At 70.7% G+C, this 15,038-nt stretch carries 4 protein-coding genes, 2 tRNA genes and 3 rRNA genes; all 9 read left to right on the forward strand.

Annotated features, from left to right (window positions below; all coding sequences use genetic code 11):
* The first annotated feature begins 63 nt into the window (after positions 1 to 63).
* The 9 genes from lysS to DYI95_RS12790 all read left to right on the forward strand — a co-directional run bounded on the left by lysS (position 64) and on the right by DYI95_RS12790 (position 14,881).
* Positions 64 to 1,722 (forward strand): lysine--tRNA ligase, encoded by a 1,659-nt coding sequence (lysS, locus tag DYI95_RS00530; RefSeq protein ID WP_116899565.1) that lies wholly within the window; start codon positions 64 to 66, stop codon positions 1,720 to 1,722.
* Positions 1,723 to 2,172: 450 nt separating this feature from the next.
* A 16S ribosomal RNA gene (locus tag DYI95_RS00535) occupies positions 2,173 to 3,731 on the forward strand.
* A 161-nt stretch (positions 3,732 to 3,892) separates the two neighbouring features.
* Positions 3,893 to 3,966 (forward strand) — tRNA-Ile (locus DYI95_RS00540).
* 24 nt (positions 3,967 to 3,990) lie between these two features.
* Positions 3,991 to 4,063, forward strand: a tRNA-Ala gene (locus tag DYI95_RS00545).
* A gap of 174 nt (positions 4,064 to 4,237) precedes the next feature.
* Positions 4,238 to 7,219 (forward strand): 23S ribosomal RNA (locus DYI95_RS00550).
* 99 nt (positions 7,220 to 7,318) lie between these two features.
* A 5S ribosomal RNA gene (gene rrf / locus DYI95_RS00555) occupies positions 7,319 to 7,435 on the forward strand.
* The 16S, 23S and 5S rRNA genes sit together here with 2 tRNA genes alongside, the layout of an rRNA operon.
* Positions 7,436 to 7,509: 74 nt before the next feature.
* Complete coding sequence (gene udk, locus DYI95_RS00560) at positions 7,510 to 8,358, forward strand: uridine kinase (RefSeq protein ID WP_116901322.1); 849 nt, start codon at positions 7,510 to 7,512, stop codon at positions 8,356 to 8,358.
* A gap of 523 nt (positions 8,359 to 8,881) precedes the next feature.
* Positions 8,882 to 10,576, forward strand: coding sequence for a hypothetical protein (locus tag DYI95_RS00565; protein ID WP_116901321.1), 1,695 nt, complete (start codon positions 8,882 to 8,884; stop codon positions 10,574 to 10,576).
* Between the two features lie 600 nt (positions 10,577 to 11,176).
* Positions 11,177 to 14,881 (forward strand): S8 family serine peptidase, encoded by a 3,705-nt coding sequence (locus DYI95_RS12790; RefSeq protein ID WP_116901324.1) that lies wholly within the window; start codon positions 11,177 to 11,179, stop codon positions 14,879 to 14,881.
* Positions 14,882 to 15,038: the final 157 nt, after the last annotated feature.

Below are 15,038 nucleotides of genomic sequence, written 5' to 3' on the forward strand. Positions count from 1 at the left end.
CATGCTTCGCGCCGGTCCTGGCAGGACTGGCGCCATTTGTATTCGGCTCGGGAGGGACAGGCCGTGGTCGATGAGGGCGTGACGGGCCCCGTCGAGGGTGCCGGAGGGGCCGGCTTGCGGGGCGTGGACGGCCGGGGTGCAGAGGCCGGGCCTCCGCCGGCCCAGGGCGCGGCGGGCAGTACGGAGGCGGTCTCCGGTGCGAACGGGGCTGCCGGCCGGGAGGTACCGTCCGGGCCGGACGCAACGGGTGGAACCGGCGAGGGTGCCCGCCTGCAGGAGGTGCTGCGCGCCCGCCGCGCCAAGCTGGAGTTCTGGCGGCAGCGGGGCGTCGATCCCTTCGGCCGGCGCTATGACGTGACCCACCACGCCCGCGAGATCGTCGACCGGTTCGCCGAACTGGAGGGGCACCCGGTTCGGGTGGCCGGGCGCCTCATGGCCCTGCGCCGGCACGGCCGGGCCGCCTTTGCGGACCTGCAGGATGCCAGCGGCCGGATTCAGCTGCTGGCCCGGGTGGGGCCGCTGGCCGAGGACACCTATTCAGCCTTCCTGGAACTGGACCGGGGTGACTGGGTCGGGGCGGAGGGGACGGTGATTCGCACCCGGCGCGGCGAGGTCAGCGTCGAGGTCACCGGGTTCGTCCTGCTGGGCAAGTCCCTCTATCCCCTGCCGGAAAAGTGGCACGGCCTGCAGAACGTCGATCTGCGTTACCGCCAGCGGTATGTGGATCTCATCGTGAACCCCCAGGTGCTGGAGACTTTCAGGCTGCGCTCGCGCATCATCCGGGAGATCCGTGCCTTTCTGGACCAGCGGGGGTTTTACGAGGTGGAGACGCCCGTGCTGCACCTCATCTATGGCGGTGCCGCGGCGCGCCCCTTCGTCACCCACCACAACGCGCTGAACCTGGACCTCTACCTGCGCATCGCCCTGGAGCTGCACCTCAAGCGGCTGATCGTCGGGGGCATGGAACGGGTCTACGAGATCGGCCGGGTCTTCCGGAATGAAGGCATCTCGACCCGGCACAACCCCGAGTTCACCATGCTGGAGCTGTATCAGGCCTTCAGCGACTACGAGGGCATGATGGAGCTGACGGAACAGCTGGTGAGCCACGTTGCCCAGGCCGTGCACGGGTCGCCTGTGGTGCACTACCAGGGCCAGGCCATCGACTTCACACCGCCCTGGCGCCGGCTGTCCTTCGCCGAAGCCCTGGAGAGCATGGCGGGCGTGCGCCTGGAGGACGTGCTGACCGACGACGGTGCCCGGCGCGTCGCCCGCGAGCGCGCGCTGGAGCTGACCAGGGACCCGACACCCGCGGCGGTGCTGGATGAGCTGGTGGACGTGTACGTCCAGCCCCGGCTGGTCCAGCCCACCTTCCTCTACGACTATCCGGTGGTCCTGTCGCCCCTGGCGCGCCGCATACCCGACCGTCCCCATCTGACCTACCGTTTCGAGGCCATGGTGGCGGGGATGGAGATCGCCAATGCCTTCAGCGAGCTCAACGACCCCGACGACCAGCGGCAGCGGTTCGAAGAGCAGCTGGCGGCCCGGGCGCGGGGTGACGAGGAAGCCCATCAGATGGATGAGGACTACATCCACGCCCTAGAGATCGGCCTGCCCGCCACGGGCGGCCTGGGCATCGGCATCGACCGGCTGGTGATGCTGCTGACCGACAACCCGTCGATTCGCGATGTCATCCTGTTCCCGCTGATGCGTCCCCGGGATTAGCCCCGTTTCTTAGCGGCCCCCGGGTGGGTTGACGCGCCGCCGGACCGGCGTTATACTCACCGTTGCCGGTCGGGCGGCGCGCGACGCGCCCGGGCCGCCGGCGCCCGGCTCGAAGGGCGGGGCGCCAGGCGGCGGCAGCCGGGCCGCGTACGCCAGGGGGCGTGCGGCCGGGTTGCACCGATGCGGCGGCCGTGGCCGGAAACGGCAGCGGCGGGGGCTTGACGGCCCCGAACGAGCCTGATAAATTTCAAATCTGCCGGTGCGACACCGGCAGCGCCGCAGCCGGCGGCGCAACCTGGTCCTTGAAAACGGAGCAGCGCGTGGAGAGGCAGGCCTTGCGAGCCTGGTGGTCACCGGTGCCGTTGCGCGGGAGCGCAGAGGTGGCGGTGGCCGGGCGACGCGGAAAAGAGCGTGAGCCGCGAGAGGACTCTCTTGCGGGAAGGGAACTTTCCGGAGGAGAGTTTGATCCTGGCTCAGGACGAACGCTGGCGGCGTGCCTAAGACATGCAAGTCGAGCGGGGAGATTGGGGAGCTTGCTCTCCGGTCTCCTAGCGGCGGACGGGTGAGTAACACGTGGGCAACCTGCCCGGCAGTGGGGGATAACCCTGGGAAACTGGGGCTAATACCGCATACGGTCCGCGCTCCGCATGGGGTGTGGAAGAAAGGCCGTCGGAAGGCGGTCGCTGCCGGAGGGGCCCGCGGCCCATCAGCTAGTTGGTGGGGTAACGGCCCACCAAGGCGACGACGGGTAGCCGGCCTGAGAGGGTGGCCGGCCACACTGGGACTGAGACACGGCCCAGACTCCTACGGGAGGCAGCAGTCGGGAATCTTGCGCAATGGGCGAAAGCCTGACGCAGCGACGCCGCGTGGGGGAGGAAGCCCTTCGGGGTGTAAACCCCTGTCGTCCGGGACGAAGGTGAGGGGCTGAAAGGCCTCTTGCTGACGGTACCGGAGGAGGAAGCCCCGGCTAACTACGTGCCAGCAGCCGCGGTAAGACGTAGGGGGCGAGCGTTGTCCGGAATCACTGGGCGTAAAGGGCGCGTAGGCGGCCTGGCAAGTCGGATGTGAAAGGTCCCGGCTCAACCGGGGAGGTGCATTCGAAACTGCCGGGCTTGAGGGCAGGAGAGGGCAGCGGAATTCCCGGTGGAGCGGTGAAATGCGTAGAGATCGGGAGGAACACCAGTGGCGAAGCGGCTGCCTGGCCTGGCCCTGACGCTGAGGCGCGACAGCGTGGGGAGCGAACGGGATTAGATACCCCGGTAGTCCACGCCGTAAACGATGGGTGCTAGGTGTGGGGAGGTATCGACCCCTTCCGTGCCGGAGCTAACGCACTAAGCACCCCGCCTGGGGAGGAACGCCGGCAGGCTGAAACTCAAAAGAATTTAACGGGGCCCGCACAAGCGGTGGAGCATGTGGTTTAATTCGAAGCAACGCGAAGAACCTTACCTGGGCTTGACATCACCGCGAACCTGGCCGAAAGGCCGGGGTGCCCTTCGGGGAGCGCGGTGACAGGTGCTGCATGGTTGTCGTCAGCTCGTGTCGTGAGATGTTGGGTTAAGTCCCGCAACGAGCGCAACCCCCGCCCTGTGTTGCCAGCGGTTCGGCCGGGCACTCACAGGGGACTGCCGGTGACAAACCGGAGGAAGGTGGGGATGACGTCAAATCATCATGGCCCTTATGCCCAGGGCTACACACGTGCTACAATGGCCGGTACAACGGGTTGCGAACCCGCGAGGGGGAGCCAATCCCTAAAAGCCGGTCCCAGTTCGGATCGCAGGCTGCAACTCGCCTGCGTGAAGCCGGAATCGCTAGTAATCGCGGATCAGAATGCCGCGGTGAATACGTTCCCGGGCCTTGTACACACCGCCCGTCACACCACGGGAGCTGGCAACACCCGAAGCCGGTGGCCCAACCCGTCAGGGAGGGAGCCGTCGAAGGTGGGGCCGGTGACTGGGGTGAAGTCGTAACAAGGTAGCCCTACGGGAACGTGGGGCTGGATCACCTCCTTTCTAAGGAGTGCCAAGCCGGTGCACCGCACCGGCCCACTCCAGGTCGATCCTGCCTCGACGAAGCGCGCTGCTCGGTTTTCAAGGACCGGGTCGCCCGGTGCTGTGCCGGTGGTTGGCCGGCGGGGCGACCGGTGCTATAATAAAAGCCCGGTCACGGGCGTGGGGATATAGCTCAGGTGGTCAGAGCGCACCCCTGATAAGGGTGAGGTCGGTAGTTCGAATCTACCTATCCCCACCGTCCCTTTGAGCCCTTTTATGTGGGGACGTAGCTTAGCTGGGAGAGCGCCGGCTTTGCAAGCCGGAGGTCGGCGGTTCGAATCCGCTCGTCTCCACATAAACCAGGAGCCGCCCCTTCGGGGGCGGTTCTTTGGGCCGAGGGTTTTGCACCTTGACAGCGGCATAGGGGAAGCAGGAGAGCGTGACGCGGGAAGCCGGTGTGCGCGCCTTGCGCGAATGCACCCGCGGGGCAGCGGTTGGCGCTGCGGCGGGTGGGTGGCGTGCGAGGGCGAGAAGGTAGGAAGGGCACACGGTGGATGCCTCGGCGCGAAGGGCCGATGAAGGGCGTGGTAAGCTGCGAAAAGCCTCGGGGAGCCGCAAGCAGGCGTTGATCCGGGGATGCCCGAATGGGGAAACCCGGCGGGGGGAATGCCCCGTCATCCCGGACTGAATCCATAGGTTCGGGAGGGGAACCGCGGGAACTGAAACATCTCAGTACCGCGAGGAAAAGAAATCAACCGAGATTCCCCGAGTAGCGGCGAGCGAAAGGGGAGGAGCCCAAACCCGGGCGGTGGAGAAGGCTGCCACCGTTGCCGTCCGGGGGTTGAGGGGCGCAGGAGCGGAGCTTGGCAGGGCTCCGGCGGAGTGAGAAAGCCGTCCGCTAGCCGAAGCGGTCTGGAAAGGCCGGCCAGAGAGGGTAACAGCCCCGTAGGCGAAAGCGGAAGGCCTCCGTTGCTGCGTTCCCGAGTACCACGGGGCACGTGGAACCCCGTGGGAAGCTGGGGGGACCACCCTCCAAGGCTAAATACCCGAGCGACCGATAGTGCACCAGTACCGTGAGGGAAAGGTGAAAAGCACCCCGGGAGGGGAGTGAAAGAGAACCTGAAACCGTGTGCCTACAGTCAGTCGGAGGGGCGCAAGCCCTGACGGCGTGCCTATTGAAGAATGAGCCGGCGAGTGACCGTCTGCAGCGAGGTTAAGGGCCGCAGGTCCGGAGCCGCAGGGAAACCGAGTCCGAACAGGGCGCCAGTTGCAGGCGGTCGACCCGAAACCGGGTGATCTACCCATGGCCAGGGTGAAGCGCGGGTAAGACCGCGTGGAGGCCCGAACCAGGTTGGTGTTGAAAAACCATCGGATGAGCTGTGGGTAGGGGTGAAATGCCAAGCGAACCCGGAGATAGCTGGTTCTCCCCGAAACCACTTGAGGGTGGGCCTTCCGGGCTGACGCGCGGGGGGGAGCACTGCTTGGGCTAGGGGCCTTCGCGGGTTACCGAACTCAGGCAAACTCCGAATACCGCGCGGTGTACCGGAGGAGTTAGAGCACGGGGGATAAGCTTCGTGCTCGAGAGGGAAACAACCCAGACCACCAGCTAAGGCCCCAAGTCCGTGCTAAGTGGCTAAGGATGTGGGGTCGCTAAGACAACCAGGATGTTGGCTTAGAAGCAGCCATCATTTAAAGAGTGCGTAATAGCTCACTGGTCGAGCGACCCTGCGCCGAAAATGACGCGGGGCTCAAGCACGGCGCCGAAGCTGTGGACGGGCGCAAGCCCGTGGTAGGGGAGCGTTGCCTGGGCGGCGAAGGCCGGTCGTGAGGCCGGCTGGAGCGCAGGCAAGTGAGAATGCCGGCATGAGTAGCGAAAAGGCCGGTGAGAATCCGGCCCGCCGAAAGCCCAAGGGTTCCTGAGCAAGGCTCGTCCGCTCAGGGTTAGTCGGGACCTAAGCCGAGGCCGAAAGGCGTAGGCGATGGAGAACCGGTTCATATTCCGGTACCACCGGGAAGCCGTTACGAGCGATGGGGGGACGCAGGAGGGTAGGTACCGCCGGCCGCTGGAGATGGCCGGTGCAAGCGGGTAGGGAGCCCCGGGAGGCAAATCCCCCGGGGAGTCCTGAGACGCGACGCCGAGCCCCCTCGGGGGCGAAGGGGCCGATCCCCCACTGCCAAGAAAAGCCTCTAGCCAGGCTTCCGGTGCCCGTACCCGAAACCGACACAGGTGGGCGAGGCGAGAAGCCTAAGGCGCGCGGGAAAACCCTCGCTAAGGAACTCGGCAAACTGACCCCGTAACTTCGGGAGAAGGGGTGCCCCCTGGGGTGAAGGCCCTGGCGGCCGGAGCGCCGGGGGGTCGCAGCGAAGAGGCCCAGGCGACTGTTTATCAAAAACACAGGTCCCTGCGAAGCCGTAAGGCGCAGTATAGGGGCTGACGCCTGCCCGGTGCTGGAAGGTTAAGGGGAGGGGTCCGGGCGCAAGCCCAAAGCTCCGAACCGAAGCCCCAGTAAACGGCGGCCGTAACTATAACGGTCCTAAGGTAGCGAAATTCCTTGTCGGGTAAGTTCCGACCCGCACGAAAGGCGTAACGACCTGGGCGCTGTCTCGGCGAGGGGCCCGGTGAAATTGAGCGGCCCGTGAAGACGCGGGCGACCCGCAGCTGGACGGAAAGACCCCGTGGAGCTTTACTGCAACCTGTCATTGAACGTCTGCCGGCCATGTATAGGATAGGTGGGAGGCTGCGAACCCGGGCCGCCAGGTTCGGGGGAGCCGACGGTGGAATACCACCCTTGGACGGCGGGCGTTCTAACCGCGGCCCGTCATCCGGGTCCGGGACCGTGGCAGGTGGGCAGTTTGACTGGGGCGGTCGCCTCCTAAAAGGTAACGGAGGCGCCCAAAGGTACCCTCAGCACGGTTGGAAATCGTGCGCGGAGTGCAAAGGCACAAGGGTGCTTGACTGCGAGACCGACGGGTCGAGCAGGGGCGAAAGCCGGGCTTAGTGATCTTACGGTCCTGTGTGGAAGGGCCGTGACTCAACGGATAAAAGCTACCCCGGGGATAACAGGCTGATCTCCCCCAAGAGTCCACATCGACGGGGAGGTTTGGCACCTCGATGTCGGCTCATCGCATCCTGGGGCCGCAGCAGGTCCCAAGGGTTGGGCTGTTCGCCCATTAAAGCGGTACGTGAGCTGGGTTCAGAACGTCGTGAGACAGTTCGGTCCCTATCCACTGCGGGCGCAGGAGACTTGAGGGGAGCCTTCCTAGTACGAGAGGACCGGGAAGGACCGACCGCTGGTATCCCAGTTGTCCCGCCCGGGGCACGGCTGGAACGCCATGTCGGGACCGGATAAGCGCTGAAAGCATCTAAGCGCGAAGCCGACCCCAAGATGAGGTCTCCCATCCCGTCAAGGGAGTAAGACCCCTGGTGGATCACCAGGTCGATAGGCCGGGCGTGTAAGGACCGCAAGGTCTTCAGCGACCCGGTACTAATCGGTCGAGGCCTTCTCCCTTCATCCCACCCCCCGCCCATCGCCAAGCGTTGCTCCGCTCCCGCATCACCCGCTCCCCGCTCCCCTGTGCCGCTCTCAAGGGGCAAAACCCCCCACCGTTCCGGTGGCCATAGCGGAGGGGTCCCACCCGTTCCCATCCCGAACACGGCCGTTAAGCCCTCCAGCGCCAATGGTACTGGGCGGGCCACCGCCCGGGAGAGTAGGTCGCCGCCGGAACAATTTTTCAGGCTCCGTGCCTTCGCGCGCGGAGCCATTTTGTTTATGATCGAGGGGATCAGGAGGGACCGCTGATGGCACCGGTGGTCATTGGCATCGCCGGCGGCACGGGCTCGGGCAAGAGCACGCTGGTGCGCCGCATCGTGGAACATCTCCCGGGGCGGGTGGCCGTGCTGCCCCAGGACGCCTACTATCTGGACCGCCGGGATCTTCCCTTCGAGGAACGGGCGCGGCTGAACTACGACCATCCCCTCGCCTTTGATACGCCGCTGCTGATCCGGCACCTGCAGGAACTGCGGCGGGGCCGGCCCATTCGCCGGCCTGTATACGACTTCACCCAGCACTTGCGCGACCGGCGAACGGTCCGGGTCGAACCGCGCGACGTGATCGTTGTCGAAGGGATCCTGGTGCTGGCCGACGAGACGCTGCGCTCTTTGATGGATATCAAGATCTTCGTGGATACGGACGCCGACGTCCGAATCCTGCGCCGGCTGGTGCGGGACATCGAGAAGCGCGGCCGCACCATGGAGTCGGTGATCAGCCAGTACCTGGAAACCGTGAAGCCGATGCACGAGCAGTTCGTCGAACCAAGCAAGCGCTATGCCGACCTCATCATCCCCGAGGGCGGTTTCAACCGCGTGGCCGTCGACGTCCTGCTGGCGCGCATCCGGGCGGCACTCGGCTCGCAGGCGGTGGCCCTGGGGACTCGTGCCCGGCTGCTGGCGGCACCATCAAGGCTGCCGGGCGTGGAGGCCGGGCGGAGCCCGGGCACTGCCGTCGAAGGAGACGGCACGGCACACAAGGCCCGCAAGCGGAGAAGACGCAAGCGGCGGCGCAAGGCTGTCGCTGCCCCGGCCGCTCCCGCCCCCGTCACAACCGGCACCCGGGCTGATGACCCTGCGCCCGCCCCGCCGGCACCATGAGGCTTCCCCCGGTCCGGCGGCGCACCGGGCGGCAGCGGTGGCAGGCTGGCCGAGTGAGCCGCCGCCGGTGCTCCGCGCTCCCGCCCCCCGTTTGAACTCCTCATCTGGGGGCTCGCCCGGCAGCCTCCGGCCGGTAGGCTCCAGTGTTGGACGGCGGGATGGTGGTGCTCCCGTCAAATCTGGAGGCCGATGATGGCATGGTGATGATGCCATGGTCAGGGAAGGGACCCCTCGCCGCAGCCGGTGGTGGACCCGAGCTGGCGCGGCAGCCGTAACCAGCCTCCTTCTTCTGGGTCTTGTGCTTCGATGGGCGCCAGGCGCTGGGCGACCCGGCCCCGTGGAAGCGGCGTCCGGGCCGCCCGCCGCTCCCGGTTGGGCTGGCCCGGCCGAGGCTGGGCCCGGAGGCCGGCCCCGCGCCACCCCCGAGGCCCGTCTCGGTACGGGCGGCCGTCCCGATCCCGGCGGGCGATCCGCCGGGGCGCAGGGGCCCGGTCCGGGAGCCGGGGCAGAACCCGCGGCCGCCATGGCCCTGGCGGAGCAGAACGGACCGGCCCTCCCGGAGCAGGGCGATCATCCGAAGCGGTCCGAGGTGCCCGGCACCGGCAGTGCGGCGGGCGGCGAGGAGACCGCGCGGCAGGGCACCGGCGCGCTCCAGGCCGCGCGTGCCCTGTGGCTGGCGCGCCGCTGGCCCGAACCCCAGGGGTCCTGGACACGGCCCGTAACCCGGGAGGAACTGGCCCGCTGGCTGGTGACGGCCCTGGTAAGGCCGGCGCCGCCCTCCCTGCCTGCAGAGGAGGCGCTGTCCATGGCCGTGGCCCTGGGCTGGGTTCCACCCGAGTGGGGGCTTGGGGGCGGCGGTACCCCAGGGGGCGGAACTCCCGCCGGTGGAGGGGACGAGGTGCCGGCAGGGGTGATGGACGGGCAGCCAGCAGGGCGGCCGAAGGGGTCGCAGGCGGGACAGCCGTCGGGGCAGCCCGAAGAGCAACCGGGGGGGAAACCGCCTGGGCAACCGGGGGAGGAGCGGGCGGGACAGCCGGCCGGGGGTGTGCTGCCGCTGCAGGCGCGCGACCTGGGCGAGGTGGAGGCCCGGGTCCTGGGGGACCAGGGGCCCGGTGAAAGGGCGATCTCCCACCCCGCGGCGGGGGTGACGCTGGCCGAGGCATTGCCGTGGTTCTTGAGTCTGGTGGAGCGGGCCGGGATGCTTTTTGACGGGGAAGGCACCGTGGTCAGGCTGGATGCCGGGCACGGCTGGATCGAAGTGACCCAGGGCGATCTCCGCCGCATCCTGGTCCTGGACGGGCAGGCGGCGGTCTACCTCAACGGGCGCACGGCGCGGCTGGACGATCTGCAGCCGGGCGACGAGATCCGCTGGGTGGAGTCTCCGCCCGGCCCGGATGGCACCACCCTACCTCCCCCGGACGGCAAGCCCGCCGGGGCGCCCTCGACCACGGCGGCCTATGTCGAGGGTTATCGCTGGATCCTGCAGGGAACGGTCGACCGGGTGGACTGGCGCCGGCACCACCTGGTGCTGGTCCTGGCGGGATGGGCGCCGTCCCCCCCAGGGACCGGGCCGGGGTCGACCCCCGCCGCGCCCGCCGCCGGGCGGCCACCGGCGCCCTGGCACGTGCCCGGGCCAGGGGATGCGGCGGAGCGCAACGTGCCACCGGCGGCTGGCACAGGGGGCGACCGGGCCGGTTCCGGCCGGGCAACGGTGGAGCCGGGCCCGGGCGCAGTCGCTGGCGCCTCCGCACCAGTCCCGGGCACCAGCCTGGGGGGACGGGGGACACAGGAGGGCCAGGACGCCCCCGGTGCGCCCGGCCCGGCGGTGCGGGTGGCGCTCCAGGTGGAGCCGGGAGCGACCGTCCAGGTGAACGGCCGGTCCGGCAGCCTGGCGGCGCTGCGCCCAGGGGACCGGGTGAGCGTGACCCTGCGGCGGGCCACCGGGGCGGTGCGCCAGCTCAGGGCCGCCCGGATTTCCGTCCGGGGGCAGGTGGTGGCGGTGGACCTGCTGCGTGGTGTCATCACCGTGCGGACCGGCAGCGGGATAGGCCGCTGGGTGATCGGCACCGACGCCGTCATCCTGCGCGACGGTGCCGGGGCACGCCTGGCCGACCTGAGGCCCGGTGATGGGGTCTGGCTGGCCCTCGAGGCCCCCAGCCTGGCATCCTACGTCGAGGGGCGCACCGGGCCGGAAGAACAGCCGCCGGGTGGCGCCTGAGGCCGGGTGGCGCGCCAGGCAGGGGCACGCCAACGCGACGGGCCGCGCAATGCCGGGGACGCGCAATGCCACGCGCAATGCCGGTGGATGCGCAGCACCACGGGGCGCGCAAGGGCAGGGCCGCAATGCCAGGGGCCGCACCACCCGGGACCCGACACCAGGGGAGGGGCGCAGGTTGACCGCCCGCCGGGGGGCGAATCCACGGCGTCGGGGGTTGAAGCCCAGGCCATGACCGAACGACAGCACAGGGTTCGTGGACCCGGTGGCGGTGCTGCTGCCCTTCGCCGGGCGGGTTCCGGCTGCGGCCCCAAAGCCGCGCGCCGGCGCGTGGGGCATGCCCTGCTGGCCCTTCTGCTGGCAGGGCTCACGCTGCTGCAAGCCGTTCCGGCGGCCCCGTGGGTGCTGCTGCAAGCCGCTCCGGCGGCGCCGTGGGCAGGCGAGCCGGCACCCGTCCAGGCTGCTGCGGCCGGCCCGCACCCCTCCGGTTCCGGGACCCCCGGACCGGCAGAGCCGGGACCCCGCACCCCTTCGCGAACGGTGCTCACGCCCGAAGCCGGGCATCCGCCTCGGGCCGGGGACGGGACAGGGGCCACCGGCACCGTGGCCGGCTGGTCGGAGGGGGCGCGGGCCGAGTGGCTCGAGGCCCTGGCCCGCGGCGGCCAGGTGGCGCTGACCCTCTCCCCCCGGGCCGGGCGGAGGGCCGAGTTGGAGCGATGGATCGTCCAGGGCGGGGGGCAGGTTCTCTGGGCAGGCCGGGCCACACCGGTTCTGGCCGCGCGGGTCCCGGCGGCGGTGGTTCCCCGGCTGTTGCCCCTGGTGGAGGCCATTGAGGTGGCCCGCCGGGCAGGGGTGGCGGTGCCCAGCGCACCGTCGCCGGGCCCGGAGGCCGGGACCGGTTCGACCTCTTTTGAGCGGGCCCTGCACCAGGCCAATCAGGAGGTTCTGGGCGCCCCGGCCCTGCGCTCGGTCCACGGCGTGACGGGCCGCGGCGTCCGGGTGGCGGTGATCGACACCGGGGTCGATCCCGGCCTGCCGGCGTTCCAGCGCCATCTGGTGGACTACGTGGATTTCACCTCGGCGGTGCCCTTCGCCCAGCGGGTGGAGCGCGCCCGGGCCGCCGGGGAGGCGGTCCTCCAGCAGGGGCAGAACCCGGCCTGGGCGGCCGAAGGGGACGTCTTTTTGACGGGTACGGCACGGGCCGGCCGAGCGGATGGGGACGGTGCAACCCTGCGCTGGGGGAACCTGCAGGTCCGGCTGCCCGCCTGGGCCGCCGGTGGGGAGGTGCGCCTGGGCTGGCTGGACGAGGCGAACGTGGGGCCTGGCGGCACGGACCTGAACGGCAACGGCACAGCCCGCGACCGGTGGCTGGTGGTGGCCTACCCCTGGCGCGGTGACCGGGCGCCTGCACCCGGTGGGGGGCACCCCGGGACCGGCGCAGCGGTCCAGGGTGGAACTGCAGCGGGGCAGGAAGCCGGGCGAGGAGCGGCCACCCCAGCCCCTGGCGAAGGGGCTGCCGGCGGGGTGGGCGGGACCGGCGGCCCTGCGGTGCAAGGCCCTGCGGTGCAAGGGCCTGCGGTGCAGATCGACAGCGATCAGGACCTGAATCTGGCGGAGGAACCTGTCCTCCGGCCGCTGGCGGCCGGGGGACCGGTCGCCTGGCTGGGGCCGGCGCAGCCTGCCGGTCAGGCCGCGGGGCAGGGCGGGGGCGGCGGCATGGCCCTGGTGGTGACGGCTGCCGATCCCGGTGGGATCCTGGTGAATTTTGGTTTTGACGCCAACGGCCACGGCACCCGGATGGCGTCCATTCTGGCGGCGGCGGGGACGGCCTATCAGGGGGTCGCCCCCGGCACCGGCCTGATGGTCCTCAAGGCCCTGGGCAGCCGCGGGCAGGGAGACTGGAGCCAGATCCTGGCCGCCGTGGACTACGCCGTGGCGCAGGGAGCGGACATCATCAGTCTCAGTGCCGAGAGCCAGACCCCGGGCGAGGAACTGGCGGTGACGGAGCGCGTCCTCCGCCAGGCGATGGCCCGGGGCGTGCTGCCAGTGCTGGCTGCGGGCAATGGCGGGCCGGGCCTCCACACGGCTCTGGCCCTGCCCGCCGATGCGGGGCTGGTGGTGGGCGCCTTCCTGCCGGGCGCGGCGGCCGACCTGCTGGGCGACCCCGCCGGGGAGCGCCTGTTGCCCTACAGCGCCGCCGGGCCTGCCCGCGATGGGACGCCGTCCCCCTCCCTGGTGGGGCCTGGGGTCACCTACACCCTGGTTCCCTCCCGGCAGCAGGGGCTGTGGCCCGGAGGCCTGGCCCCCGACGAGGGCACCAGTGTGGCCGTCCCTTACATCGCCGGGCTGGCGGCTCTACTGCTGGAGCATGCCCGGAGGGAGGCGCCGCAATGGCCGGCGGCTGCCCTGGCGCCTGTGCTCCAGGCCTCCGCCCGCCCCCTCCCGGGAGTACCGGCGGCGGTGCAGGGGTTCGGCGTCCCGGAGGCGGCGGCGGCCGTGGCGCGCCTGGCGGAGCGCCGGAGGGCCGGCGGCGGTGATGGGGCAGGTCCTCCTTCCGGCACCGGATGGTCCATCACGTGGCTTCACCGGGGGCGCCCGTACCGCGGTGTGATCTGGGAAGGGGCGGCGCCGGGGGTGCTCACCCTGGCGGTCGGCCACGGCGGGCGGGAGCCGGTGACCGGGCGGTGGACGGGGGCACCTCCCTGGGCCCATTTCCCCGGCCCCATGCCCTACCCCGGCGGTGACGGCATCTACCTGCCCGTGCAGTACGACCTGCCGGGCCGGCCGGGGCTGTATTCCGCCCTGGTTCGGCTGGAGGGAGGACCGTCCCTGCCGGCCGGGTTCCTCCAGACCTTCGTGCGACCCTATCTCCTGGATGAGGACGGCCTGGAAGTGGCCGGCCAGGTGGGCCGGGGCCGGGTTGAACGGGTGTTCGTGGAGGTGCCGCCCGGCGTCACGCGCCTGGTGGTGCGCGTCGACCGGCCGGGGGACGGTGCGGAAGGCGCGGCTGCGGAACAGGAAGGCGGCAGCCTCAGCGCCTGGGTGTATGCCCCGGGGGGGCGCCTGGTGCGGGACAGCGCCCGGGACACCGGCCGGTTGATCGGCGGGCCCGAACTGCCCGACTGGACGGTGGAAATCCCGTCGCCGGAGCCGGGGGTCTGGGAGGTGGACCTGTTCTTCTCGACCCTGTCGCCGGTGGCCTTCGACCGTCGGGCCAGCGGCTTCCGGGTGACGGTGACGGCCCAGGGGGTGGCCTGGGAGCCGCGGGAGCTGGAGGTCCGGGCTCCGGGCGCCCAGGGGGCGAGGCTGTGGGCCGGCGTCACCCTGGTGCCCTACGGCCGCGCTGTGCGAGGCCGGGTTGCGGGCATGGGCTGGGATGTGCCGGTGGAGGCGACCGCCCGCCCGGTTGAGGAGAGCCGGCCGGAGGCGGCGCAGGAACTGCCGCCCCGCCAGTCGTCCGGGACGGAGCAAACGGCCGGCGGCGCCCCGGGCCGGGCTACCGCCGAAACCGCAAGCGTCACGCAGCCGGCGGCCATGGCGGAGGAACGGGCCCAGGTGATGGTGCTGGCCGGTGAGCCCCAGCCCTACGGTTTCGACGTCCCGGCCGGTACCGCGCTTCTGGAAGTGCAGGCCGGACCGGCGCCCCGTGCCGGCTGGCGGCCCCGCCTCTACCTGTACCGGGTGGAGGGCGGCGCGGCCGAACCGGTGGGGGACGGCCGGGGCGAGCCGGTGGCGGTGGTGGCCGACCCTCCTCCGGGCCGCTATTATGCCGTGGTGGAACTCGAGCCCACCGGCGCGGGCGCGCCCTCCTGGGACGAGCCGCTGGACCGGGACGCCGGGCCACTGGCCATCCCGCTGGTGCTGCGCCGGTTCCGCGACGGGGGCGGCATCCGGGTCCCCGCCGGCTCGGTGGAACTGGCGGCCGGTCAGCCGGCCCGGATCATGGCGCTCCTCGACGTGCCGCCGGGCACCGGTGAACCGCAAGGTTACTTGGTCCTGCTGGACGAGGCCGGGGCCGTCGGCGCGCCGCTTCCCGTACGGGTGCGCCGCGGCCCGCCGCGGCTGGTGGTCACCGCCCTGGTCCCGCCCCTGTCGCCGGGTGTGCCGGCCCGCATCACCCTACAGGTGCGGGACCGAACCGACGGGCGGCTGCGGGATGCCAGCCTCATCGTCCAGGGCCGGCTTTATACCACGGCGGGAGGCCAGGTGACCCTGGCCTGGGACGGGCGCAGCAGCGGGCTGGTGGTGCGGGTGCTGGGGGCAGGGGAGGAGAGCGTGCAGGTTGTTCCCCTTCCGCCCGGATCCTAGGACAGGGCCGGCGGCCCAGGGCCAGCATCGCCCGCCTAGGGCCGGCGACCGCCGGCCAGGGCCAGGGACCGCCGGCCCAAAGCAAAGGACCGCCAGCCCGAGGACTGCCGGCCAGGGGCTGAGGGCAGGGTTCGGCTACCGGAAACCTGCTTGCCTG

This window comes from Thermaerobacter sp. PB12/4term, from assembly GCF_003403315.2.
Taxonomy (GTDB): Bacteria; Bacillota; Sulfobacillia; order Thermaerobacterales; family Thermaerobacteraceae; genus Thermaerobacter.

Coding starts and splice junctions, on each gene's coding strand:
- udk (WP_116901322.1), top strand. CDS start 7,510: ATGGCACCGGTGGTCATTGGCATCGCCGGCGGCACGGGCTCGGGCAAG.
- DYI95_RS00565 (WP_116901321.1), top strand. CDS start 8,882: ATGGCCCTGGCGGAGCAGAACGGACCGGCCCTCCCGGAGCAGGGCGAT.